22 protein-coding genes are annotated in these 25553 nt (G+C 62.2%); 18 read left to right on the forward strand and 4 right to left on the reverse strand.

Going from position 1 to position 25553, the window contains the following annotated elements; translation table 11 throughout:
* Positions 1-2: 2 nt before the first annotated feature.
* Positions 3-2171: an NAD-dependent DNA ligase LigA gene (gene ligA, locus FFS21_RS09550; RefSeq protein ID WP_137924589.1), complete on the forward strand. Its 2169-nt coding sequence runs from the start codon at positions 3-5 to the stop codon at positions 2169-2171.
* Complete coding sequence (gene def, locus FFS21_RS09555) at positions 2168-2701, forward strand: peptide deformylase (protein ID WP_137924590.1); 534 nt, start codon at positions 2168-2170, stop codon at positions 2699-2701. The genes ligA and def overlap by 4 nt, the downstream gene beginning before the upstream one ends.
* Positions 2702-2878: 177 nt before the next feature.
* Here def and FFS21_RS09560 read toward each other — a convergent pair whose 3' ends face one another.
* From FFS21_RS09560 to map, 3 genes are all read right to left on the reverse strand, one after another.
* The gene (locus tag FFS21_RS09560; protein ID WP_137924591.1) at positions 2879-4510 is read right to left on the reverse strand and encodes a pseudouridine synthase; all 1632 of its coding nucleotides are present in this window, start codon (positions 4508-4510) and stop codon (positions 2879-2881) included.
* A gap of 36 nt (positions 4511-4546) precedes the next feature.
* On the reverse strand, positions 4547-7120 hold the full coding sequence (locus tag FFS21_RS09565; protein WP_137924592.1) for a [protein-PII] uridylyltransferase: 2574 nt from the start codon (positions 7118-7120) through the stop codon (positions 4547-4549).
* A gap of 78 nt (positions 7121-7198) precedes the next feature.
* Complete coding sequence (map, locus tag FFS21_RS09570) at positions 7199-8017, reverse strand: type I methionyl aminopeptidase (protein WP_137924593.1); 819 nt, start codon at positions 8015-8017, stop codon at positions 7199-7201.
* A gap of 345 nt (positions 8018-8362) precedes the next feature.
* On the opposite strand from map, the gene rpsB reads away from it, so the two are divergent.
* From rpsB to FFS21_RS09650, 16 genes are all read left to right on the forward strand, one after another.
* A complete protein-coding gene (rpsB, locus tag FFS21_RS09575; protein WP_137924594.1) occupies positions 8363-9106 on the forward strand; it encodes a 30S ribosomal protein S2 in 744 nt (247 codons plus the stop codon).
* A 165-nt stretch (positions 9107-9271) separates the two neighbouring features.
* Positions 9272-10150, forward strand: a complete 879-nt coding sequence (tsf, locus tag FFS21_RS09580) for a translation elongation factor Ts (RefSeq protein WP_137924595.1) — start codon at positions 9272-9274, stop codon at positions 10148-10150.
* Positions 10151-10455: 305 nt separating this feature from the next.
* Positions 10456-11166: a UMP kinase gene (gene pyrH, locus FFS21_RS09585; protein ID WP_137924596.1), complete on the forward strand. Its 711-nt coding sequence runs from the start codon at positions 10456-10458 to the stop codon at positions 11164-11166.
* A gap of 109 nt (positions 11167-11275) precedes the next feature.
* A complete protein-coding gene (gene frr / locus FFS21_RS09590) occupies positions 11276-11836 on the forward strand; it encodes a ribosome recycling factor (protein ID WP_137924597.1) in 561 nt (186 codons plus the stop codon).
* 51 nt (positions 11837-11887) lie between these two features.
* Positions 11888-12658, forward strand: coding sequence for an undecaprenyl pyrophosphate synthase (gene uppS, locus FFS21_RS09595; protein WP_137924598.1), 771 nt, complete (start codon positions 11888-11890; stop codon positions 12656-12658).
* A 45-nt stretch (positions 12659-12703) separates the two neighbouring features.
* On the forward strand, positions 12704-13525 hold the full coding sequence (locus FFS21_RS09600) for a phosphatidate cytidylyltransferase (protein WP_137924599.1): 822 nt from the start codon (positions 12704-12706) through the stop codon (positions 13523-13525).
* Positions 13526-13550: 25 nt separating this feature from the next.
* Positions 13551-14729, forward strand: coding sequence for a 1-deoxy-D-xylulose-5-phosphate reductoisomerase (ispC, locus tag FFS21_RS09605; RefSeq protein ID WP_137924600.1), 1179 nt, complete (start codon positions 13551-13553; stop codon positions 14727-14729).
* A 41-nt stretch (positions 14730-14770) separates the two neighbouring features.
* Positions 14771-16168, forward strand: a complete 1398-nt coding sequence (rseP, locus tag FFS21_RS09610; RefSeq protein WP_137924601.1) for an RIP metalloprotease RseP — start codon at positions 14771-14773, stop codon at positions 16166-16168.
* A 173-nt stretch (positions 16169-16341) separates the two neighbouring features.
* Positions 16342-18651 carry an outer membrane protein assembly factor BamA gene (gene bamA / locus FFS21_RS09615; RefSeq protein ID WP_137924602.1) on the forward strand — a complete coding sequence of 770 codons (2310 nt, stop codon included), beginning with the start codon at positions 16342-16344 and terminating at the stop codon, positions 18649-18651.
* Between the two features lie 20 nt (positions 18652-18671).
* Positions 18672-19199: an OmpH/Skp family outer membrane protein gene (locus tag FFS21_RS09620; RefSeq protein WP_137924603.1), complete on the forward strand. Its 528-nt coding sequence runs from the start codon at positions 18672-18674 to the stop codon at positions 19197-19199.
* 51 nt (positions 19200-19250) lie between these two features.
* Positions 19251-20360 (forward strand): UDP-3-O-(3-hydroxymyristoyl)glucosamine N-acyltransferase, encoded by a 1110-nt coding sequence (gene lpxD / locus FFS21_RS09625; RefSeq protein ID WP_137924604.1) that lies wholly within the window; start codon positions 19251-19253, stop codon positions 20358-20360.
* A complete protein-coding gene (fabZ, locus tag FFS21_RS09630; RefSeq protein ID WP_137924605.1) occupies positions 20357-20809 on the forward strand; it encodes a 3-hydroxyacyl-ACP dehydratase FabZ in 453 nt (150 codons plus the stop codon). The genes lpxD and fabZ overlap by 4 nt, the downstream gene beginning before the upstream one ends.
* Before the next feature lie 43 nt (positions 20810-20852).
* Positions 20853-21656 carry an acyl-ACP--UDP-N-acetylglucosamine O-acyltransferase gene (gene lpxA / locus FFS21_RS09635; RefSeq protein ID WP_137924606.1) on the forward strand — a complete coding sequence of 268 codons (804 nt, stop codon included), beginning with the start codon at positions 20853-20855 and terminating at the stop codon, positions 21654-21656.
* Between the two features lie 87 nt (positions 21657-21743).
* The gene (gene lpxB / locus FFS21_RS09640) at positions 21744-22877 is read left to right on the forward strand and encodes a lipid-A-disaccharide synthase (protein ID WP_370459303.1); all 1134 of its coding nucleotides are present in this window, start codon (positions 21744-21746) and stop codon (positions 22875-22877) included.
* Positions 22877-23569: a ribonuclease HII gene (gene rnhB, locus FFS21_RS09645; protein WP_137924608.1), complete on the forward strand. Its 693-nt coding sequence runs from the start codon at positions 22877-22879 to the stop codon at positions 23567-23569. Before lpxB ends, rnhB begins: the two co-directional genes overlap by 1 nt.
* Before the next feature lie 8 nt (positions 23570-23577).
* A complete protein-coding gene (locus FFS21_RS09650; RefSeq protein ID WP_137924609.1) occupies positions 23578-24354 on the forward strand; it encodes a TrmH family RNA methyltransferase in 777 nt (258 codons plus the stop codon).
* Between the two features lie 89 nt (positions 24355-24443).
* Here the strand turns inward: FFS21_RS09650 and ppsR are convergent, their stop codons facing one another.
* The gene (ppsR, locus tag FFS21_RS09655; protein ID WP_137924675.1) at positions 24444-25373 is read right to left on the reverse strand and encodes a posphoenolpyruvate synthetase regulatory kinase/phosphorylase PpsR; all 930 of its coding nucleotides are present in this window, start codon (positions 25371-25373) and stop codon (positions 24444-24446) included.
* Positions 25374-25553 lie beyond the last annotated feature (180 nt).

Genomic DNA, 25553 nt, shown 5'->3' on the forward strand with positions numbered 1-25553 from the left:
CAATGACCGCCACGTCCCCGGGCGCGAAGGCTTCGGCCTCCGCGCCGGCTGCTGCATTGCCTGCCGATGCGACACCTGCTCAGCGCGTGCATTGGCTGCGCGACGAACTGGATCGTCATAGCTACCAGTATTACGTGCTCGACGCGCCCACGATTCCCGATGCGGATTACGACGCGCTGTTCAGCGAACTCCAGGCACTTGAAACCGAACATCCCGACCTGCTGACGGACGATTCGCCCACCCAGCGCGTGGGCGGTGCGCCGCTCTCGGCATTCGATTCCGTGCGCCATCGGGTGCCGATGCTGTCGCTGAACAACGGCTTCGAAGACGAGGATGTCGTCAGTTTCGACCGCCGTTGCGCGCAAGGCCTTGGCAAGACGGCCGTGACCGTGCCTGCCGATGACCTGTTCGGCAAGGCCGACGCAGAAGACAACGCCGTCGAATATTCCTGCGAACTGAAGTTCGACGGACTGGCGATGTCACTGCGCTACGAGGACGGCAAGCTCGTACAGGCCGCTACGCGTGGCGATGGCGAGACCGGCGAGGACGTGACGGCCAATGTGCGGACGATCAAGGCGATCCCGTTAAAGCTGCGCGGCAACGCACCGGCCGTGCTCGAAGTGCGCGGCGAGGTCTTCATGTATCGCGCCGATTTCGACAAGCTCAACGCGCGACAGGCTGAAGCCGAGGAGAAGACTTTCGTCAATCCGCGCAATGCAGCAGCAGGCAGCCTGCGACAGCTTGATCCGCGCATTACCGCAAAACGTCCGCTGTCGTTCTTCGCTTACGGGCTGGGCGAACTGCAAGGTGCAGATCGTCCGCCTACGCACAGCGTGATGCTTGAGGGTTTTGCCAATCTCGGTCTGCCAGTCTGCAGCGAGCACCGCGTAGTGAGGGGGGCAGAGGGCTTGCTGTCTTTCTATCGCGATATCGGCGAGCGCCGTGACCAGTTGCCGTATGACATCGACGGCGTGGTTTACAAGGTCAATGCCATCCCTGAGCAGGAGCAACTTGGTTTTGTTTCGCGCGCACCGCGCTTCGCGCTCGCGCACAAGTTTCCTGCGCAGGAGATGACCACCACGGTGGAAGACATCGAAGTGCAGGTTGGCCGCACGGGCGCGATCACGCCCGTGGCGCGACTGGCACCGGTGTTCGTCGGCGGTGTGACTGTGACCAATGCCACGTTGCACAACGAGGACGAAATCCGCCGCAAGGACGTGCATATCGGCGATACCGTGATTGTCCGTCGCGCGGGGGATGTCATTCCCGAAGTCGTGGCCGTGGTGCTGGAGCGCCGTCCTGCCGATGCACGTGCGTTCGTCATGCCGACGGCTTGCCCGGTATGCGGTTCGCATGTGGAGAAACTCGAAGGCGAAGTCATCGCGCGTTGCACGGGTGGCCTGATCTGCGCCGCGCAGCGCAAGCAGGCGCTGCTGCATTTTGCGCAGCGCCGCGCGATGGATATCGAAGGGCTCGGCGACAAGGTCGTGGAGCAACTGGTCGACAACGGCATCGTCCATACGCCAGCGGACCTGTACAAGCTCGGCGTCGCCAAGCTCGCTGCGCTGGACCGCATGGCCGACAAGTCGGCCTCGAATATCGTCGCTGCCATCGACAAGTCGCGCGAAACCACGCTGAACCGCTTCATCTTTGCGCTCGGCATCCGCCACGTAGGTGAGGCGACGGCGAAGGATCTGGCCAAGCACTTCGGCAAGCTCGATAACCTGCTGGCGGCCGATGAAGCCGCGTTGCTCGACGTGAATGACGTGGGCCCCGTTGTCGCACAATCCATCGCCAACTTTCTGGCCGAAGACCACAATGTCGAGGTCATCGAGCAACTGCGTGCGGCGGGCGTACACTGGGTCGAATCGGAGCCAGCGGCCCGCGCGGCACCGCTGCCATTGGCTGGCAAGACCATCGTGCTGACAGGTACGCTGCCGACGCTCTCGCGCGAGGAGGCAAAGGAAAGGCTCGAAGCCGCCGGCGCCAAGGTGGCCGGCTCGGTATCGAAGAAGACCGACTACGTGGTGGCCGGTGCCGAGGCGGGCAGCAAGCTCGAGAAAGCGCAGGCACTGAACGTGCCGGTGCTCGACGAGGACGGCATGCTCAAGCTGCTGGCCGAAGCCGGAGCAGCGGCATCTGACGCCGACAACAGCGGAGACGCACAATGATTCGCGAAATCCTCAAGATGGGCGATGCACGCCTGCTGCAACACGCGCGGCCCGTGACGCAATTCAATACGCCGGAGCTGCGGCTGCTGATCGATGACATGTTCGACACGATGGAAAATGCCAACGGCGCCGGCCTGGCCGCGCCGCAGATCGGCGTGGACCTGCAGGTCGTGATTTTCGGGTTCGACCGCAATCCGCGATATCCGGATGCGCCGACGGTGCCGAAGACCGTGCTGATCAACCCGGTGCTGGAGATGCTGTCCGACGAGATGGAGGATGGGTGGGAGGGTTGCCTGTCCGTCCCGGGCATGCGCGGCGTGGTGCCGCGCCACGTGCGACTGCGCTATACGGGCTTCGACATGCAGGGCAACCCGATTGACCGCGTGGCGGAAGACTTCCATGCCCGCGTCGTCCAGCATGAATGCGATCACCTGATCGGTACGCTGTACCCGATGCGCATCAAGGATTTTTCGAAGTTTGGGTTTACGGAGATTCTGTTTCCGGAGTTGCCGGCGAATTACGACGATTGAGTCGAGTATTTCCTCTGCACTGTTTTTGCTCCCCTCTCCCGCACGGCGGGAGAGGGGTTGGGGGTGAGGGCATCGAGGTTCAAATTACGACTTGTCGTTGATTGAGCCGCTGGCCCTCACCCCCGCCCCTCTCCCACAAGTGGGAGAGGGGAGAAAACAAGGTGAGTGAGAGAAGCCTCAGAACTTCTCGAACGCCCCCAGGAAGCGCCACTGCCCCACCGGCAGATCGCCCAGTGCGATGCGGCCCATGCGGACGCGCTTCAGCCCCACGACCCGCAGTCCCACCTGTTCGCACATCCGGCGAATCTGGCGCTTGCGGCCTTCGCGTAGCACGAAGCGCAACTGTTCCTCGTTCTGCCAACTGACCTTGGCTGGCTTTAGCACCACGCCGTCCAGTGACAGGCCGAAACGCAGGCGCTCAAGCATGTCTTCCGGGAACACCTTGCTGATGTCACGCTCCACCGGGCCCTCAGGCGATTCCCACACCACGCGGACCAGGTATTCCTTTTCGACATTCGAATCGTCACCGATCAGGGCGCGGGCAATGCGGCCATCCTGCGTCAGCACGAGCAGGCCGGTGGAGTCGATGTCGAGGCGGCCAGCGGGTGCCAGGTTCTTGCGTTGCCACGGCGCAAAGCGCTTGCGCGTGGGATCGTTCTCCCACTGGTTTTCCGGGGCAAACAGCACGGCTGCCGGATCGTAGCCATCTTCGGCCTGGCCGGAAACATAGCCCACCGGCTTGTTCAGCAGCACCGTCACACGTTCGCCTTGTTCGGAACGGGCTTCCTGCCTGATTTCAATCGCGGCATCCGGGCGGATGCGGGTGCCGAGTTCGGTCACCGGGTTGCCATCGACCAGCACCCAGCCGAGCGGAATCCACTCGTCGGCTTCGCGGCGCGAGCACAGGCCGAGTTCTGACATGCGCTTGGACAGCCGGACGAGTCCGTCTTCACGCGCTTCCACCGGCGCGGCTTCGCTACGCGGCGCAGGGCGATCCGAACGTTCGCTGCGTTCCGCACGGAACGGCCGCGCACGATCCGAGTTATCGCTGAAGCGCCGCGACGGAGCGGTGCCCTGACGCGGTGCGCCGTCGTCGCGACGCGGTCGCTGCGGACGGGTGTCGTCACCAAAACGACGGGGGCGCTCGGCACGGTTGTCATCGCTGAACTGACGCGGACGCTCGCTGCGGTTGTCGCCCTCGAAACGACGCGGACGCTCTGGGCGATTCTCGCCTTCGAAACGGCGCGGGCGCTCGGAGCGGTTGTCATCGCTGAACTGGCGCGGACGCTCGCTGCGATTGTCGCCTTCGAAGCGACGCGGACGTTCCGGACGATTCTCGCCTTCAAAACGACGCGGACGCTCCGGGCGGTTCTCGCCTTCAAAACGACGCGGACGCTCCGGACGATTCTCGCCTTCGAAGCGTCGCGGACGCTCGGTGCGGTTCTCGCCTTCAAAGCGGCGCGGACGTTCAGCACGGCCTTCATCATCGAAACGACGCGGACGTTGCGCGCGATCCTCGTCGCCGAAGCGGCGCGGTGCGCGTTCGCCATCGGCCGGGCGCGGCCGGGCAGGGCGTGCCGGACGCTCGCTGCGTTCGGCGCGCTGCATGCCCTCGGCCGGTGCCTTGCGCTTGCCCTTTTCGGAAGCGCGCTCCTTTGCCTGCTTGATGCCGGTGACCACATCCTGCACGCGCTTGCGGTTCAGGTCGGACACGCGCACGGGACGGGTCGCCTTGCGCGGCGCGTCCGAGGTGGAGGAGGGGGTCTTGATACCCAGCGTCTTGCGGGGAGGGGAGTTGCTATCGGTCATATCGTTCCAAACGCTCGCGCGCCGGACATCGGAGGATCAGATGTCCAGTGCGTCGAGCAAATCCTGTTCAAGCTGAATCTGCAATCGGTTGTCGGCGGTCAGGCGCGAGCCATCGACCAGGAACACGTCTTCCACGCGTTCGCCGAGCGTATTGATGCGTGCCGAATGCACGGACACGCGATGTTTGGCCAGTACGCCAGCCAGGGCGTACAACAGGCCGGTGCGGTCGTTGGCGGACACCGACAGCAGGTAGTACTGGCCGCGCTCGTCGGGACGCAGGTCCACGCGCGGCTTGATCGGAAAGCTGCGCGACTGGCGCGACAGACGTCCCTGGGTGGTTTCGGGCAGCGGGCACTCCAGCCGCACCCGCTCGGCAAGCTCGTGCTCCACCAGCGCGAGGATGTCGCGGTAGTCGCCATCGAGACCGGGGTCCGTGATCTGGAACGTGTCCAGCGCATATCCGTCGCGCGTGGTCTCGATCTTGGCATCCTGGATCGAGAATGCCTTGCGCTCGAAGTATCCGCAGATGCGCGCGAACAGATCGGGCTGGTCCTTCACGTAGACCACCACCTGCAGACCCTCGCCGGCCGGCGAGATGCGTGCCTTGACCACCGGGTCGGGGCTGTTCACCTTGTTGTACAGGTGCCGCGTGAGCCAGGCGATGTCGCGCGCATCGTGACGCATGAAAAACGACATGTCGAGCTTGTCCCAGAGCGGCTTGGCCTGCTCCGGGTCGAACGCGTTCAGCCGGAGCTGGGCGATCGTGTCGTCGCGCTTCTGCGCCCACAGCGAGTGCGGATCGATCCGCGCGCCGCCGAGCACGCGCAGCGTGATGCGGTACAGGTCTTCCAGCAGCTTGCCCTTCCAGGCATTCCACACCTTCGGGCTCGTGCCGCGGATATCGGCCACGGTCAGCAGGTACAGCGCCGTCAGGTAGCGCTCGTTGCCCACCACCTGGGCGAATGCCTTGACCACGTCGGGGTCGGTCAGGTCCTGTTTCTGGGCCACATGGCTCATCGTCAGGTGATGTTCGACCAGCCACGCAATCAGGTCCGTGTCCTCGCGCGAGATGCCGTGCTGCTTGCAGAAGCGACGCGCATCCACCGTGCCCAGCTTCGAGTGATCGCCGCCGCGTCCCTTGGCGATGTCGTGGAACAGCGCGGCCGTCCACAGCACCCATGGGCGATCGAAGCTCGCCATCAACTGGCTGCAGAAGGGGAATTCGTGCGTGTGCTCCACGATGGCGAACCGGCGCATGTTGCGCACGACCATCAGGATGTGCTGATCCACCGTGTAGACGTGGAACAGGTCGTGCTGCATCTGTCCGACGATGCGACGGAAGTTGATCAGGTAGCGACCCAGCACGCTGGTCTGGTTCATCAGCCGCAGTGCGTGCGTGATGCCCTGCGGCTCCTGGATGATGGCCAGAAAGAGCCGGCGGTTCTCGGGATCATTGCGCCAGCTTGCATCCATGACCGTACGCGCGTTGTAGAGCCCGCGCAGCGTGCGTGGCGTCAGGCCCTTCACGCCCGGCGTGCGCTCGTACAGCAGGAACGTCTCCAGGATTGCGTGCGGATTCTTCTCGTAGAGATCGTCGCTGGTGATCTCCAGCATGCCCTGGCGTTCCACGAATCGATCGTTGATCACTCGCGTGACCTTCGACTCGCTCGGGAACAGCATGGCCTCGATATTCAGCAGCAGCACGCTGTTGAGTTGCGTCACTGCCTTGGCTGCCCAGTAATAGCGGCGCATCAACTGCTCGCTGGCGCGCTTGGCGGTGGTCTGCCGATAGCCGAACGATTCGGCCAGTGCCGTCTGCAGGTCGAAGACGAGCACGTCCTGGCGTCGTCCCGCCAGCAGGTGCAGCCGTGCGCGGATGGTGCGGAGCAGACGTTCGTTGCGTGCCAGCTCCTGCGATTCGCGCTCGGTCAACAAGCCACGTTCGAACAGTTCCTTCCAGCTATCGCCCAGGCCAGCCGCCTTGGTCATCCACAGGATCACCTGCAGGTCGCGCAGGCCGCCTGGGCTTTCCTTGCAGTTCGGCTCAAGGGCGTAAGGCGTGTCCTGGTACTTGGCATGGCGCTGGCGCAGCTCCAGCAGCTTGGCCTGGAAGAAGTCGCCCGCATCCATGTCGGCCAGGTAGCGCGCCTGCATTTCCCTGAAGAGCGCCTTGTTGCCAGTCAGCAGGCGAGCTTCGAGCAGCGACGTGCGGATGGTGATGTCGGCTTCCGACTCACGGATGCAATCGTCGACCGTCCGTACCGCCGAGCCGATCTCGAGACCAAGATCCCAGCACAGTCCGATAAAGCGCTCGAGCCGCGTGGCCGTGTCGGAGTCCGGCTCGTCGCGCAGCAACAGCAGGACATCGACATCCGAATGCGGGAAGAGCTCGCCGCGGCCATAGCCCCCCACGGCGATCAGCGCGGTATCGTCAGGCAACCCGAGACCCGTCCATGCTTCGATCAACGCGGCATCGACGGCACGGCGCAGTCGCGTGACCAGCGGCGCGACCTGATTGTTTGCGTCGAACTCCGCGAACAATGCCTGCTTGTCAGCCTTGAGGCGGTCGCGAATGCGCTGGCACAGCAGCAGTTCCGGCGTGGTGTCCATGGGAGGTTGGAGGAGGGGCGTGGGCACGGCTGGAAGAAGAAAGGGCGCCTCGGTGGGCGCCCTGGCGATTGTTGCGGATCAGGCTGCGACGGTTTCCGTGATGAACGCGGGCGGCAGCGGCGTGCCTTCGGATTTCGTCAGCACCTCGTAGCCGGTTTCCGTGACGAGGATCGTATGTTCCCATTGCGCAGACAGACTGCGGTCGCGCGTCTTGACGGTCCACTGGTCCGGCATCGTGCGGATATCGCGCTTGCCGGCGTTGATCATCGGCTCGATCGTGAAGATCATGCCGGTCTTGATCTCCATGCCCGTACCGGGACGGCCATAGTGCAGGATCTGCGGGTCCGAGTGGAACACCTTGCCAATGCCGTGGCCGCAGTACTCGCGCACGACGCTGTAGCCGGCCCCTTCGGCATGCACCTGGATCGCATGGCCGATGTCGCCAAGGCGCGCACCATTGCGTACCTGCTGGATACCCTTCCACATGCATTCGTAGGTGATCTGGGCCAGCCGCTTCGCCAGGATAGATGCTTCGCCGACCACGAACATGCGGCTCGTGTCGCCGTAGTAACCTTCCTTCGTGATGACCGTGATGTCCAGGTTCACCGCGTCGCCGCTCTTGAGCACGCGGTCACCGGGGATGCCGTGGCAGATCACGTCATTGACCGACGTGCAGATCGCGCCCGGGAAAGGCGGATAGCCCGGGGGCGCGTAGTTCAACGGCGCTGGCACCGTGCCCTGCACGTCACGCATGTATGCATGGCAGAGCTTGTCGATTTCGCCGGTCGTGACGCCGGGCTTCACGAAGGGCGTGATGTAGTCGAGGACTTCGGAGGCAAGGCGGCAAGCCACGCGCATCTGGGCGATGTCTTCGGCGGTGTTGATATGGATACTCATGCTGCTTCGCCTGAAATGTGATGACCCAGCCACCGGCCGCGTCGGAATGTTCGCAAATCGGGATTATCTCACCTTCGTGCGCGGAAAGCAGGGAATTGGTGGGTGTGTTCCCGTGGCGGCGTGGTGTGGAGGGCGCTTTGCGGTCATGCCTGGGGGGCTTGAGCGGATCGCCACTTTGTTGCTACAATCGCGGGCTGACTTGGTGAGTCACCGGAAACGGTCTGCCGGTCAGGAATTCTTGTAGCAAAGATTCTTTTAGTAAATCGCTGGTCCGCCCATCCGGGGTGTTCCTTTTCAGGAATGTCGGGGCGGACTTCAGAAACCAACCCTTTTGGAGTACCTCACATGTCCGTGACCATGCGCGAAATGCTGGAAGCCGGTTGCCACTTTGGCCACCAAACCCGCTTCTGGAACCCGAAGATGGCCCCCTATATCTTCGGTCACCGCAACAAGATCCATATTATCAACCTCGAAAAGACCCTGCCGATGTTCCAGGACGCGCTGAAGTACGTGCGCCAACTGGCAGCAAACCGCGGCACCGTGCTTTTCGTGGGTACCAAGCGTCAATCGCGCGAAATTCTGGCTGAAGAAGCTGGCCGCGCTGGCATGCCCTACGTCGACGCCCGCTGGCTCGGCGGCATGATGACGAACTTCAAGACCGTCAAGATCTCGATCAAGCGCCTGAAGGACATGGAAGCCGCCAAGGAAGCTGGCGCGCTGGAAACCATGAGCAAGAAGGAAGCGCTGATGTTCGAGCGCGAAATGGACAAGCTGCAAAAGTCCATCGGCGGCATCAAGGACATGGGCGGCGTGCCTGACGCCATCTTCGTGGTCGACGTCGGCTACCACAAGATCGCCGTGACGGAAGCCAACAAGCTGGGCATCCCCGTGATCGGCGTGGTTGACACGAACCACACGCCGGAAGGCATCGACTACGTGATCCCGGGCAACGACGACTCGAGCAAGGCTGTGGCCCTGTACGTGCGCGGCGTGGCTGACGCCATCCTGGAAGGCCGCGCCAACGCGGTTCAGGAAGTGGTGGAAGCCGCTCGCGGCGACGACGAATTCGTCGAAGTCCAGGAAGGCTGATTGCCCGCTCGCGCCTGAGGCCGGGATACACCGGCCACCGGCGCCTGCTGTGCGGCAACAAAAAAGGGGGCACTCGGGCGCCCCCTTTTTGCAAACAGATTTCAGTTGTCATCCGCCGCGGATACGATTCGCTCCGGATGAAGCCAACCAATCAAGGAGTGACAAATGGCGGCTATTACCGCAAGCATGGTTGCAGAACTGCGCGCAAAGACCGACGCGCCGATGATGGAATGCAAGAAGGCCCTGACGGAAGCCGACGGCGACCTGGACAAGGCTGAAGAGCTGCTGCGCGTCAAGCTGGGCAACAAGGCCAGCAAGGCTGCTTCGCGCGTGACCGCCGAAGGCATCGTGACGACCTTTATCGACGGCACCACGGGTGCGCTGGTCGAACTGAACTGCGAAACCGACTTCGTGTCGAAGAACGACGACTTCCTGGGCTTCGGTGCCAAGGTTGCCGAACTGGTGGCCAAGCAGAACCCGGCCGACGTGGCAGCCCTGCTGGCTCTGGAAATGGACGGCTCGACGGTTGATGCCGTGCGCGCCGCCCTGATCGGCAAGATCGGCGAGAACATGACGGTCCGTCGCTTCGTGCGCTACGCCAATGGCGGCAAGCTGGCTTCGTACCTGCACGGTACGCGCATCGGCGTGATGGTCGAGTTCGACGGCGACGAAGTGTCGGCCAAGGATGTGGCCATGCACGTGGCCGCCATGAAGCCGGTCTCGCTGTCGTCGGAGCAAGTGCCCGCCGAGCTGATCGCCAAGGAGCGCAGCATCGCCGAGCAGAAGGCTGCCGAATCGGGCAAGCCGGCCGAGATCGTCTCCAAGATGGTCGAGGGTTCGGTTCAGAAGTACCTGAAGGAAGTTTCGCTGCTGAACCAGCCGTTCGTGAAGAACGACAAGCAGACCGTGGAACAGATGCTGAAGGCCAACAACACCAGCGTAAAGGGTTTCACCCTGTACGTGGTGGGTGAAGGCATCGAGAAGAAGCAGGACGACTTCGCTGCTGAAGTGGCCGCCCAGGTGGCTGCCGCCCAGAAGGGTTGATGTCCAGGTGATCGAGCCGTTTCTCCTCCGGGAGGTTGGCCCGGTCACCGTATAATGCAGAGGGGCGCCGCAAGGTGCCCCTCTGCACAAGTACGGCACGCGATGTGCGCCGTACAGTCAGTTTTCGCGGTCACCGGCCTCTGCGCGTCTTTTTAAAGGACGTTGCCGGCAGATGACCGCGAAAACCGGCTATCCAGTTGTCCAGTTTTTCCAAATTCATGCGCGGCCGGTGCGCAGAAGCCTTGTGCCGCCCGCGCCCATCCATCCGTTCAAACGAGCGATCAAGAACCAGCCCGAGGGTGACCATGCCAGCCTACAAGCGCGTCCTTCTGAAACTGTCCGGCGAAGCCCTCATGGGCGACGATGCATTCGGCATCAACCGTGCCACCATCGAGGGCATGGTCAATGACATTGCCGAAATCGTGAAGCTGGGTGTCCAGGTCGCCGTCGTCATCGGCGGCGGCAACATCTTCCGCGGTGTGGCCGGGGGTGCAGCCGGCATGGACCGGGCCACGGCCGACTACATGGGCATGCTGGCCACGATGATGAATGCGCTGGCGCTGCAGGATGCCATGCGCCACGCCAACATCGAAGGCCGTGTGCAGTCCGCACTGCGCATGGATCAGGTGGTCGAACCGTACATCCGTCCGCGCGCCATCCGTCAGCTCGAAGAGGGCAAGGTCGTGATCTTTGCCGCTGGCACGGGCAATCCCTTCTTCACGACTGACACGGCAGCAGCGCTGCGAGGCTCGGAAATCGGCGCCGAGATCGTGCTGAAGGCCACCAAGGTGGACGGCGTCTACACGGCGGACCCCAAGAAGGATCCGAGCGCCACGCGCTACGCCACGATTACGTTCGATGAGGCCATCTCCCGCAACCTGCAGGTCATGGACGCTACCGCCTTCGCGTTGTGCCGTGACCAGAAGCTGCCCATCAAGGTGTTCTCGATCGTCAAGCCGGGAGCGCTCAAGCGCGTGATCCTGGGTGACGACGAAGGTACGCTAGTACACGTTTGAGCAGTCGGGGCCGCGTCAGAATACGGATTCGGCCCGACCTCAGAGTAGAATGTTTCATTTTCGATCCCGCCTGGGCGGGATCCTGTCTGGTAGTTTCCCGGAGGTAAACATGACCGTCGCCGACACAAAGAAGAGCGCCGAGCAGAAGATGCAGAAGTCCATCGAAGCTTTCAGGACCGATCTGGCGAAGATCCGCACCGGCCGCGCGCACACCGGCCTGCTCGATCACGTGCAGGTGGATTACTACGGCTCGCCCGTGCCCATCAGCCAGGTGGCCAACGTTGGTCTGGGCGATGCGCGCACCATTACCGTGCAGCCGTGGGAAAAGAAGATGGTCCAGGCCGTCGAGAAGGCTATCCGCGATGCAGACCTGGGCCTGAACCCCGCCACGATGGGTGACGTGATTCGCGTGCCGATGCCAGCCCTGACCGAAGAGCGCCGGAAGGAACTGATCAAGGTGGTGAAGAGCGAGGCCGAGGGCGCCAAGGTGGCCGTGCGCAACCTGCGCCGCGACGCCAACGAGCAATTCAAGAAGCTCGTCAAGGACAAGACGATTTCGGAAGACGACGAACGTCGTGGCACCGAAGAAGTCCAGAAGCTGACGGACAGGTACGTCGGCGAAATCGACAAGCTCGTGACCGAGAAAGAGAAGGAAATCATGACGGTGTAAGGCCGTCCCGGCGCCTGGGCGCCGGGATCGTTCCGCATCGTCCACGCATCCATGCAGCATATCAGTTCGACGCTCGGCGTTCCCGATACTACTTATGTGCCTCGCCACGTTGCCATCATCATGGATGGCAACGGTCGCTGGGCGACGCAGCGTCATCTGCCGCGCGTGGCTGGCCATACGCGCGGGCTGGATACGGTGCGCGACATCGTGCAGGCATGTGCCTCGCGTGGTGTGCAGTTCCTGACGCTGTTTGCATTCAGTTCAGAGAACTGGCGCCGTCCCGCCGACGAGGTGTCCTTCCTGATGCGCTTGTTCATGACCGCTCTGCGCCGCGAAGTGGTCAAGATGCATGCCAACAATATCCGCCTGCGGGTCGTGGGTGACCTGGACCGGTTCAGCCCGCGCATCCAGCAACTTATCAAGGACGCCGAAGCCCGCACGGCATCTAACACCGGCCTGACCGTGACCATCGCCGCCAACTACGGCGGACGCTGGGATCTGCTCCAGGCAATGCGCAAGATGCTGGCACGCTCGCCCATGCTCGATACCGAAACGATTGACGAGTCCGTGCTGGCACCGCACCTGGCCATGGCCTATGCACCGGAGCCGGACCTGTTCATTCGCACCGGTGGCGAGCAGCGCATCAGCAATTTCCTGCTTTGGCAGCTCGCGTATTCCGAGCTGTACTTCACCGATACCTTCTGGCCAGATTTCGACGCCGCCGAGCTCGACAAGGCTTTTGCCTCGTACCGTCAGCGCGAGCGTCGTTTCGGCAGGACCAGCGCGCAGCTGGTGGCGCCGGGTCTGTCCGGCACGGCCTGATACCGGTCCGAACCATCTTTCACAACAACGGGAAACCGCAGCCGCATGCTTCTTACCCGCGTCATCACCGCCGTATGCCTGTTGTTGTTGATCCTGCCCATCCTGTTCCTGGCGCCACCCGTTGCGCTCGGCGCGCTCGTCGTGGTGATCGTTGCGCTTGCCGGGTGGGAGTTCGGGCGGCTGATCGGGCTGCGTGGGCCATGGCCGTATGCGTATGCGATGGCGTGCCTGGCGGTGCTGCTTGGCGCCTTCCTGACCGCGGATACAGGGTCCGTCGAGTGGCTGCTCAAGGCGTCGCTGGTAGCCTGGGGCGTTGCGCTGGTGCTGCTGGCGCGTGGCGTGCGCAAGGCTTCTCCGGGATTCACCGTGCTGGGTGCGGTACTCGGCCTGATCATGCTGCCGGCTTTCGGGCATGCGACGATGGGGCTGCGCTTTGCCGGAGTGGGCGTGTTGCTCACGGCCGCCGTGCTGGTCTGGGCGGCAGATATCGGCGCATATTTCGTGGGCAAGGCAATTGGCCGTCGCAAGCTGGCACCGACCATCAGTCCCGGCAAATCCTGGGAAGGAGCGATTGGCGGCTGGTTGTTGGCAATGGCCGTGGCACTGGGGCTGGCAGCTAGCCATGCGTTTGCGCCGACCTGGTATTCGACGATCGCCGACAAGGGTGGCCTGGGTCTGCTGGCTGTGCTGACCACGCTGCTTGTTGCTGCCAGTGTGGTCGGCGATCTATTCGAATCGCTGCTCAAGCGGCAGGTGGGCATGAAAGATAGCAGTCGTCTGCTTCCCGGCCATGGGGGCGTGCTGGATCGCATCGACGCCCTGATTCCGGTGTTCCCGCTGGCGGCGCTGCTGCTATCGTGGGTCTGATCAAACTTTGAGTTTCACGGGTTCTATGCAACGCATTACGATTCTGGGCGCCACGGGTTCCATTGGCGAAAGCACGCTCGATGTCGTGCGCCGTCATCCGGACCGGTACACGGTGCATGCGCTCAGCGCCCATCGTCAGGTGGACAAGCTGGCCGCTGCCTGCAAGGAATTCCGTCCGGCGCGTGCGGTAGTGGGTTCACCCGAGGCGGCGCGCGAACTGGAATCTCTGTTGCGCAGCGCGGGTCTCGATACCCAGGTCGAGCACGGGCCCGAAGCGCTCGAATCGATTGCCTCCGACGCCGGCACCGACGCCGTGATGGCGGCAATCGTGGGAGCGGCGGGGCTGCGCTCCTCGCTGGCTGCCGCCCGATCGGGCAAGCGCGTGCTGCTGGCGAACAAGGAATCGCTTGTGATGTCGGGTAGCATCTTCATGGATGCCGTGCGCGAACACGGCGCCACGCTGCTGCCGATCGACAGCGAACACAACGCGATCTTCCAGTGCCTGCCGACGAGCGATCCCCGTTATGGCATGGGCGTGTCCAAGGTTTTGCTGACGGCTTCGGGTGGCCCGTTCCGCACGCGCGACCCGTCCACGCTGCATGACATCACGCCCGACCAGGCTTGTGCGCATCCGAAGTGGGTGATGGGGCGCAAGATCTCGGTCGATTCGGCCACGATGATGAACAAGGGCCTCGAAGTCATTGAGGCGCACTGGTTGTTCGGTGCGCCTGCGGACAAGATCGAGGTACTGATCCATCCGCAGAGCATCGTGCATTCGATGGTGGCCTACGCGGATGGTTCGGTTCTCGCGCAGTTGGGTAATCCAGACATGCGCACGCCGATCGCCTACGGCATGGCGTATCCGGAGCGGATCGATTCGGGTGTCACGCCACTGGACCTCACGCTTGCCGGCGGACTGCATTTCGAGACGCCTGATCTCGAGCGTTTTCCGTGTCTGGGCCTCGCCTTCGATGCACTGCGCGCCGGTGGCCTGGCGCCAGCAGTGCTCAACGCCGCGAACGAGGTCGCTGTCGACGCGTTCCTGGCCGGAGATATCCGCTTTACCGATATCGCTCGCGTAGTCGATGGGGTGCTTGATCAGCCCGTGCAAGGCTCCGCTGACAGGCTGGACGATGTGCTCGCCGCCGACGCCGAAGCGCGCCGGGCAGCGACGGCACTGCTCACACAACTGGCCACGCATTGATCGATCACGGCGCAGCCGGATCTGAAAAAGGGTGATTTACCATGCAAACCGTCATCGCATTCGTTGTCGCCCTCTGTGTCCTGATCTTTGTCCATGAGATGGGGCACTACCTGGCTGCGCGTGCCTGCGGCGTAAAGGTCCTGCGTTTCTCCATTGGTTTCGGGCGGCCGCTGGCACGTTGGGTCAGCAAGGGACGGGACAAGACCGAGTGGACGCTGGCGATGATTCCGCTGGGCGGCTATGTCAAGATGCTTGACGAGCGTGAGCGCGATCCGGAAACCGATCCGCCCATCGACGCCGCCGAGTTGTCGCGTGCGTTCAATCGTCAGTCGGTAGGCAAGCGGTTCGTGATCGTGGCCGCCGGGCCGCTGGCCAACTTTGCGCTGGCTATCGCGCTGTATGTCGTGCTGTTCGCGGGCGGCATGCGCGAACCGTTGCCGGTGCTGGCAGCGCCAGCCGACGCCACCGTGGCCGCACAGGCCGGCGTGCGCGATGGCGACCGTGTGCTGTCGTTGACGGCGAACGGCGCAACCGAGACCGTGCAGTCGTGGAATGACCTGCGCATGGCAGTGTTCTCCCAGGGTTTCGGTGACGCCCGCGCGGTATTGCATGTACGCGGCACCGATGGCACCGAGCGCGATATCCAGCTTGGGCGCCTACCCGATACGGGTGGCAATCCGGAGCAGGATCCACTGGCCACGCTGGGACTGGCGCTCAAGGGCGGACCGGTCAAGGTTACGGAAATTGTGCCGGATTCAGCCGCCCAGCGGGCTGGCCTTCAGGCCGGCGACACGATCACGACGTGGCAGGGCCAACCATTGACCCAGGCCGGCGAACTGATTCGTGGCGTCCGCGCCCGCCCGGGGCAGGACGTGACACTGGGTATCGAGCGTAACGGGCAGCGGTCCGATCTGGTCGTGAAGCTGGATGCCGCGCCCGGGGGCAAGCCTGCTGCGGACGGGCAGCCGGCAGCCATGGTCGGCAAGCTCGGTGCAGCGTTGAACCAGGCGGTGCAGACCGAGGTGGTGCGTTACCCGGTCACTCAGGCGCTTGCCCGCGCCGCAGACCAGGTCTGGAGTACCAGTACGCTGTCGCTCAAGCTGCTCGGCAAGATGCTGGTCGGGCAGGCGTCGTTGCAGAATCTGAGCGGTCCGCTGACGGTTGCGGACTACGCCGGCCGGGCCGCGAACATGGGTTGGCAGCCTTTCGTCAGTTTTCTGGCCTTGGTCAGTGTCAGTCTTGGTGTACTGAATTTGTTACCTATTCCGGTGCTGGATGGGGGGCATTTGCTGTATTATTGCGTGGAATTTTTGACTGGCAAGCCTGTACCAGACCACTGGCAAGCGATGCTGCAGAAGGTTGGCATCGCGTGCATCCTGCTCCTGACTTCACTCGCATTATTTAATGACGTCAGCCGACTGTTTCTCGCGCGCGGCTAGATTCGCGCAGCTGGAAACGCCTGTCGGCCGGGGGCGGTCGTTTTTCCGGGAGGAGTTTCTCCACCGGAGAGGATCAGTTGTGCCGGCGTAGTTGCACTGGTGTACCAACAACGCTGGAGCCGGCACTGGAGCCAATACCCTGCATGAAATCGATGAGGAAGAGGGGATCGACTTTGATCAGAAATAAGCGCATCTCGCTGGGCTTGCTGACGAGTGCCATTATTGCTGCGTGGAGCCCGGCGGGCTGGGCCGCAGATCCGTTCGTGGTCAGGGATATCCGCGTTGAAGGCTTGCAGCGCGTGGAACCGGGTACCGTATTTGGCTATCTGCCTGTCCGCGTTGGTGAAACATTTACCGACGACAAGGGCGCCGACGCAATTCGTGCGCTCTACAATACCGGTTTCTTCAAGGACGTGCAGATCCGCGCCGAAGACGGCGTGCTGGTCGTGCAGGTCGAGGAACGTCCGGCGATTTCCCAGCTTGAATTCGTCGGCATCAAGGAATTCGACAAGGACACGCTGCGCCGCTCGTTGCGTGCCGTTGGCGTGGCCGAAGCGCGTTACTACGACAAGGCGCTGATCGACAAGGCCGAGCAGGAGCTGAAGCGCCAGTACGTGGCGCGCGGCTACTATGCTGCCGACGTTCAGACCACCGTGACCCCCGTTGACCGCAATCGCGTGTCCGTGGTGTTCAACGTGGAAGAGGGTCCGGTCGCCAAGATCCGCCAGATCAATATCGTCGGCAACAAGGCTTTCAAGGAAGGTACGCTGCGCGATGAAATGCAGCTGTCCACGCCGAACTGGCTGTCGTGGTACACGAAGAACGATCTGTACTCGAAGCAAAAGCTTACGGCCGATCTGGAAGCGCTGCGCTCTTTCTACCTGAACCGCGGTTATCTGGAATTCCAGATCGAATCGACCCAGGTGTCGATTACCCCGGACAAGAAGGATATTTACCTGACGCTGAATATCAGCGAAGGGGAGCAGTTCAAGGTCTCCGATATCCGTCTCGCTGGCGAACTGCTCGGCAAGCAGGACGAGATGGAGAAGCTGCTGAAGCTCAAGAAGGGCGACATCTTCTCGTCCGAGAAGCTGACCGCCAGCACGAAGGCCATCACGGACCTGCTGGGAACCTATGGCTATGCCTTCACGACGATCAACCCGCAGCCGCAGATCGACAAGGAAAAGCGTGAAGTTGCGCTGACCCTGATGGTCGACCCGGGCCGCCGTGTCTATGTGCGCCGCGTGAACGTGGTGGGCAACAGCAAGACGCGGGACGAGGTGGTGCGTCGCGAAATGCGCCAGATGGAAAGCTCGTGGTTCGATAGCGAGAAGCTGCAGCAGTCGCAGGCTCGTATCAACCGGACCGGCTATTTCACGGACACGAATATCACCACGGAAGACGTGGCGGGTGCGCCCGACCAGGTCGACGTGAACGTGAACGTGACCGAAAAGCCGACTGGCCAGATCAGCCTGGGCCTGGGTTTTTCGTCGACCGACAAGCTCGTGCTGCAAGCTGGCCTGCGTCAGGACAACGTGTTCGGTTCGGGTACCAGCCTTGGCCTCGACGTGAACACGGCGAAGTCATTCCGTACGATCGCGCTGACGCAGTATGACCCGTACTTCACGGTGGACGGCATTAGCCGCTCGACCGATATTTACTACCGTACGTCGCGTCCGCTGTACTACACGGGCGACCAGGACTACAAGATCGTCTCGGCCGGTGGTGGCTTCAAGTTCGGCGTGCCGTTCTCCGAGAACGATACGGTGTTCTTCGGTATCGGCTATGAGCGGACCCAGGTCTATACGTCGTCGAACACGCCTAGCCAATATGCGGCCTGGCTGCAGAAGATCGGCAAGAACAGCGGCGATCCGATCAATAACTTCCCGTTCACGATTGGCTGGGCCCGCGACCGTCGCGACAGCGCACTGATCCCTACGAAGGGACCCTATACCCAGGCCAACCTCGAAGTCGGTGTGCCGGGCGGCGATACCCAGTACTATCGCGCCAGCTTCCAGCAGCAGTATTTTTACCCGCTGTCGAAAGCATTCACACTGGCTTTCAACGGTGAAGTGGCCTATGGTCACGGCTACGGCGATACGCCGTTCCCGGTGTTCAAGTACTTTTACGCTGGCGGTATCGGTTCGGTGCGTGGTTACCAGACCAGCACGCTGGGTCCGAAGGACCAGAACGGCAACCCGGTGGGTGGTGCGTCGAAGCTGATCGGTAACGTGGAATTCGTGTTCCCGCTGCCCGGTTCGGGTGTCGACCGCACGCTGCGGCTGTTCACGTTCTTCGACTTTGGTAACGTCTATCAGGAAGGCGCCCCGATTACCTTCAGTGACCTGAAGTACTCTACCGGCTTTGGTTTGTCCTGGCTGTCGCCGATTGGTCCGCTCAAGGTCAGCATGGGCTTCCCGCTGAAGAAGGACGAGACCGACAAGGTTCAGCGGTTCCAGTTCCAGATCGGTACCGCGTTCTGATCCCCAGAAGGATTTGCTTGATGAAACTCCACACTCCACTGATGAAATCCCTGAGCGCGGCTGCTCTGGCCGCAGTGGCCCTTTGCGCGGCGGCGCCGGCAATGGCGCAGGAAACCCGCATTGCCGCGGTGAACTCCGAGCGTATCCTGCGTGATTCGCAGCCGGCAAAGGTTGCACAGGTCAAGCTCGAGCAGGAATTCTCGAAGCGCGATCGCGAACTGCAGGACATGGCCCAGAAGATCAAGGGCATGGCCGACAAGCTCGACAAGGACACCGCCGTACTCGCAGACGCAGACCGTCAGCGTCGTCAGCGCGAAGTGGCCGATCTGGATCGCGAGTTCCAGCGCAAGCAGCGCGAGTTTCGTGAAGACCTGAACCAGCGCCGTAACGAGGAACTGGCGCAGGTGCTGGAACGTGCGAACCGCGTGATTCGTTCACTGGCCGAGCAGCGCAAGTACGACCTGATCGTCCAGGAAGCGGTCTACGTGAATCCTCGCATCGATATCACGGATGACGTGATGAAGGCGCTGAACGCCGGCGCGAAGTAAGCAGCGTCGCCCGCGTCGATCACCGTTTTCGTTTTTCAAGGAAGTACCGCCATGCAGACACCCACACTGGGTCAGCTCGCCACCGAATACGGCGCGCAGGTTGTGGGTGATCCCGACCTGCCCGTGAGCGGTCTCGCGCCGCTCGACCAGGCCGGTTCCGGCGACCTGTCGTTCCTGTCCAATCCGCTTTACCAGGCCCAGGCGCTCGCGTCGAAGGCCGGTGCCGTGATCGTTTCACAGACGGATCTGGACCGCATCCATGCGGAAGGCCATGCCGAAGGCCGTAACTGGCTGGTCGCACGCAATCCCTACGTTTGTTTCGCCCGCGTTGCGCAACGGTTCGACCGTGCGGCCAATGCGGACCCGCGATTGGGTATCGATCCGCGCGCGACGGTGGCGTCAGACGCAGTGGTCCCGGCATCGTGCTTTATCGGCCCGAATGTCGTGATCGAGGCTGGTGCCCGACTTGGCGAACGGGTGCGTATCCTGGCAAATGCCTTTATCGGCGCAGGCGCCGAGATTGGCGAAGATACGCTCATCTATGCCAACGTTTCTGTCTATCATCGTTGCGTAGTGGGCGCGCGCAATATCCTGCATAGCGGGGCGGTCATTGGCGCGGATGGTTTCGGCTTTGCGCCCGATATCGGTCCGGCTGGAGTGGAGTACGTCAAGATTCCGCAGGTTGGACGCGCGATACTGGGCAATGACGTTGAGATCGGTGCAAATACGTGCGTCGATCGTGGCGCCATGGCCGACACGGTGATCGAGGACGGGTGCAAGATCGATAATCAGGTACAGATCGCGCACAACGTGCATGTGGGCGCGCATACCGTGATTGCGGGTACGGCGGCCGTTTCGGGTAGCACCCGGATCGGCAAGTTCTGCGTGATCGGCGGCGCAGCGAATTTTTCCGGCCATCTGAATATCGCTGACCGGACCACCGTGTCCGGCGGCACCTCGATTACCAAATCGATTACAAAACCCGGTGGGCATTTCACCAGCGTGTTTCCGTTTACTTCGCATGGTGAATGGGAACGCAATGCCGCCATCGTACGCGGCTTGTCGAAGCTGCGCGAACGCGTGGTACAGCTGGAACGCCGCCTGCGCGGCACGCCGGCCGGGTCCAATAGCAACAAACAAGACGAAGAGAGATCATCATGACAGCCTCCGATATCGATATCCGCAAGATCCTGAAGCTGCTGCCGCATCGCTACCCGATCCTGCTGGTCGACCGGGTGCTCGAGTTCGAGCCGCAGAAGCGCATCAAGACCCTGAAGAACGTGACGATCAACGAGCCGTACTTCATGGGACATTTCCCGGAACAACCGGTCATGCCCGGGGTCATGATCCTGGAGGCGCTGGCCCAGTCGGCCGGGCTGCTGACGTTTGGCGCGGACATGGAGCGCAAGGAAGGTTCGCTGTACTACTTCGTCGGCATCGATGGCGCGCGCTTCAAGCGCGTGGTGTACCCCGGCGATCAACTCCACCTGAATGTGACCGTGGAACGCTACATTCGCGGCATCTGGAAGTTCAAGGCCAACGCCACTGTGGACGGTGAAGTTGCCTGCGAGGCCGAGCTGATGTGTACGGTCAAGCAGGCCGACGCCTGATTGACCCGACTCCGGGCACAACCGCAAGAACAGGACACGACGTATGACGCAAATCCATCCTACCGCACTGGTCGATCCGAAGGCTGAACTGGCTGCCGATGTCGAAGTCGGCCCATTTTCCATCATCGGACCGAATGTACGCATCGGCAGCGGTACACGGGTTGGCGCGCACACCACGGTCGAGGGTCATACGACCATCGGCGCGGACAACCGCATCGGCCCGTATGCCTCGGTGGGCGGCGTCCCGCAGGACATGAAGTACGCCAACGAGCCGACCCGGCTCGATATCGGCGATCGCAACACCATCCGCGAATTCACGACGATCCATACCGGAACCGTGCAGGATCGTGGCTTGACCAGCCTCGGCAATGACAACTGGATCATGGCCTATGTCCACATCGCGCATGACTGCCGTGTGGGCAACCATACGGTGTTCTCGAGCAATGCCCAGATTGCCGGCCACGTGGAAGTGGGTGACTGGGCAATTCTCGGCGGCATGAGCGGAGTCCACCAGTTTGTCCGCATCGGCGCGCACGCCATGCTCGGTGGCGCTTCGGCGCTCGTTCAGGACGTGCCGCCGTTCGTGATCGCGGCCAGCGACAAGAACGGCAACAAGGCCACGCCGCACGGTGTCAACGTGGAAGGTTTGCGTCGTCGTGGTTTCGACGCCGCACAGATTGCCTCGCTGCGCCAGGCATACAAGCTGCTGTACAAATCAGATCTGAGCTTCGACGATGCGCGTAATGAAATCACCGCGATGCTCGGGCAAACGGATGCCGCAACCGCTGCGCCGCTGAAGTCGTTCGTGGAGTTCCTCGCCGCCACCCAGCGCGGCATCGTTCGCTGATTCCGGCTGCACATGGTCGAGGCTGCCGTACAGGCCGCGCTTCCCGTCGAGGGGGCTGCGGATAGGAACAAGCGAGGCACGATTGCCATGGTCGCCGGCGAGGCGTCGGGCGATCTGCTCGCATCGCTGTTGCTCGAGGGGTTGCAAGCCCGGCTCGGCGAGTCAGTCAGCTATGCAGGCATCGGCGGGCGGCGCATGATGGCGCAAGGGTTCGTCTCGCACTGGCCGATGGATACGCTGTCGGTCAACGGCTACGTGGAAGTGCTGGGCTCGCTGCGAGAGATTCTTGCCACGCGTCGAGCGATTCGCGAACAGTTGATTGCCCAGCCCCCGCTGTGTTTTATCGGTGTGGATGCGCCCGATTTCAATTTCGGGCTCGAGGTGCCACTGCGTCGCGCTGGCATTCCGGTCGTGCATTTCGTAAGTCCCTCGATCTGGGCGTGGCGAGGCGGTCGTATCCGCACTATCGCCCGCGCGGTGGATCACATCCTCTGCTTGTTCCCTTTCGAGCCCGAGATTTACGCCAAGGCGGGGATTCCGGCGACTTACGTCGGCCATCCGCTTGCCGACGTCATCCCGATGGTGCCGGATGTGGCTGGCGCGCGCGAGAAGCTGGGCCTGCCGGCCGGCAAGCGCATCGTCGCGGTGCTGCCGGGCAGCCGCCAATCGGAAGTCCGCAATCTTGGCGCGACATTTTTCGAGGCCATGGCACGGATGCATCGCATGGACGGTAACCTGGCGTTTGTCGTGCCGGCAGCCAGTCCTGCACTGCGGGACATTATCGAAGGTCTCCACAACCAGCATCCCGAGCTGGATATTCAAGTTGTGGATGGTCAGTCGCATCTGGCAATGGAGGCGTCGGATGTAGTGTTGCTGGCCAGTGGCACGGCCACGTTGGAAGCAGCCCTGTACAAGAAGCCGATGGTTATCTCCTACAAGGTGCCCTGGCTGACCGCGCAGATCATGAAACGGCAAGGCTATCTGCCGTACGTGGGACTGCCTAATATTCTGTCAGGACGTTTCGTCGTGCCCGAACTGTTGCAGGACGATGCCACGCCGGATGCGCTGGCACGAGAAACGCTGCTCCAACTCAATGACGAGGGCAACGTGGCCTTCCTGCGCGAACACTTCACCGCAATGCATCACACGCTGAAGCGCGACACGGCGAATCTGGCTTCGGGAGTGGTAGTCGACCTGATGCACAGTCGGGGAGTGCGCTGATGGCCCGGCCCAAGGCAGGCACTTCCACGCAAATCGGACTGGATCTGACACAGACGGTAGCGGTTGTGCAGCGTTTGTGTGGCGTGGACGAGGCTGGTCGGGGCCCGTTGGCGGGCCCGGTCTACGCTGCGGCGGTTGTCCTGAATCCCGCGCGTCAGGTTCGTGGGCTGGCAGATTCCAAGATCCTGACTGCAGCAAAGCGGGAATCGCTTTTCGAACGGATTTGCGAGCATGCGCTGGGCTGGCATATCGCATTCGCCACTGTCGAGGAAATCGACTCGATCAACATCCTGCACGCGTCGATGCTCGCCATGCGACGGGCCGTGCAGGGCTTGGCCGCCAGCGGAGTGATTCCCGATCTTGTGCAGGTCGACGGAAATCGTTGCCCCGAGGTGCCGTTCCCCGTCGAGGCGATTGTCAAGGGAGACGCCAAGGTTCGCGCGATTTCCGCTGCATCGATCCTGGCGAAAGTGGCACGCGATCGCAATCTGCTCGAACTGCACGCCAAGTATCCGGAGTACGGATTCGACAGCCATTTTGGTTATCCGACGCCACAGCATTTTGCCGCGCTGGACAAGCATGGTGCAACGCCTCATCACCGGCGCTCCTTTGCGCCCGTTCGGCAGGCACTCGAACGTGAGCGGGCGGCCACCGTGGCCCATACCGTTACCGACGAAACGCCGCCTTTCTGAGATTTTCCTTGAAGCACGTCACTTCGCGCGATAACGCGCTGTTCAAGCACCTGAAGGCCCTGGTCGGCTCCACGCATCAGCGCCGGAAGGCCGGCCAGTCGGTACTGGACGGTGTTCATCTGGCCGATGCCTATGTCGCCGCGCTTGGGCAGCCGGTCAGTTGCGTCGTGAGCGAGCGTCACTACGATCATTCCGAAGTGCGCTCTCTGCTGGAGCGCATCGAGCCGGAGCGCGTCGTCGTGCTTGCAGATGCGTTGTTTGCGCAGATCAGCAATGTCGTCAACGGCATCGATCTGCTGTTCGTCATCGAAACGCCGGCGGGCCATCTACCCGCGACGATCGACACCGATTGCATCATCCTCGATGGCGTGCAGGATGCTGGCAACGTCGGCTCCATCCTGCGCAGCGCCGCAGCGGCGGGCATTCCCCACGCATTCCTGACGACCGGCTGTGCCTTTGCCTGGTCCGTCAAGACGCTGCGAGCCGGGATGGGTGCCAACTTCCATCTCAATATCGTCGAGCATTGCACGCTGGACATGCTTGCCAGCCGCTTGTCAGTCCCACTGTTCGCGACGTCTTCCCACGCCGATGCTGCCGTTTTCGATACCGATCTGCGCCAACCCGTTGGCTGGATTGTCGGCAATGAAGGGGCGGGAGTGAGCGCGGAGTGGATGGAGCGGGTTACCCGCACGGTCGGTATTCCACAGCCAGGGGGGCTGGAGTCTCTGAACGTAGCTGCCGCCACGGCAATATGCCTGTTTGAAGCGGTGCGGCAACGGCGCTGAGTTGCTACTTGCTGTGCTTGGACGATGACTTCATCCTGCGCTCATGACTGCCGTATGCCTATTGGACGATTCTCAAAGATGCCCGCAAATCAGTAGTTATCGCGGTCGACTTTGATCTCCTGCAAAATCGTTGTCGCAATCTCTTCAATCGACTTGTGCGTTGACGACAGCCATTTGATGCCCTCGCGGCGCATCATGGCTTCCGCCTCGTTGACTTCATAGCGGCAGTTTTCCACAGCCGCGTACTTGCTACCCGGGCGCCGTTCGTTGCGAATTTCGGTCAGTCGCTGTGGATCGATGGACAAGCCGAAGATCTTGGCCTTGAAGGCATAGAGCGCGGAGGGAAGCCTGCCTCGTTCGAAATCGTCCGGAATCAGCGGGTAGTTCGCGGCCTTGAGGCCATATTGCATGGCCAGGTACAGGCTGGTAGGGGTCTTGCCGCTACGGGAAACGCCCACCAGGATGACATCAGCTTCTGCCAGGTTCTTGTGGGACTGGCCGTCGTCATGGGCAAGCGAAAAATTGATCGCCTCGATGCGGTTCTTGTAGGCCTCGGTGTCGGCATTCTGATGGAACCGGCCAATCGCGTGGGTGGATTTCAGCCCCAGTTCCTTCTCGAGAGGCTCGATAAAGGTCTGGAACATGTCAAGAATCATGCCCTTGGCGCGGCGTATCGCCTTGTTCGAGTCGGAGTTGACCAGCGTGGTGAAGACGATGGGCGGTACGCCCTCGTTGTAGAAGGCCTCGTTGATCTTGCTGACAGCGATATGTGCCTTTTCCGGCGTGTCCACAAACGGCATCCGCACCTTGCGGAAGCGCATCTCGAACTGCGCGAGAATCGAGTGGCTGAACGTTTCGGCCGTAATGCCGGTACCATCGGAAACGATAAAGACCGTACGTACAGCAGGGCGATCCGCTGTCGCGGGGGCTGCGGGCTGCACAGCGCTGGCAGCCGGCGCGGTGTCAGTGGCTGGGGCGGAGGCGGGTTGCGATGCGTCAGGCGCGTCAGGCAGGGACATGTCTGGACAATTATTTTTGAGACGGCCGCCGCGCGAAAGTGCGATGCGGCACGGTAGAATAGCGGCGATCTTTTGGCTAAGCAATTCCGCCAACGTCGATCAGGCAACGATCCGGGGCCCGATTGTCGACAATGTGCGGTGCAGCATCGGAAGTTGCCGATTGCAGCCGGAATTGCTCAG

Origin of the sequence: Cupriavidus sp. 2SB (assembly GCF_005503625.1) — a bacterium.
Classification (GTDB): Bacteria; Pseudomonadota; Gammaproteobacteria; order Burkholderiales; family Burkholderiaceae; genus Cupriavidus.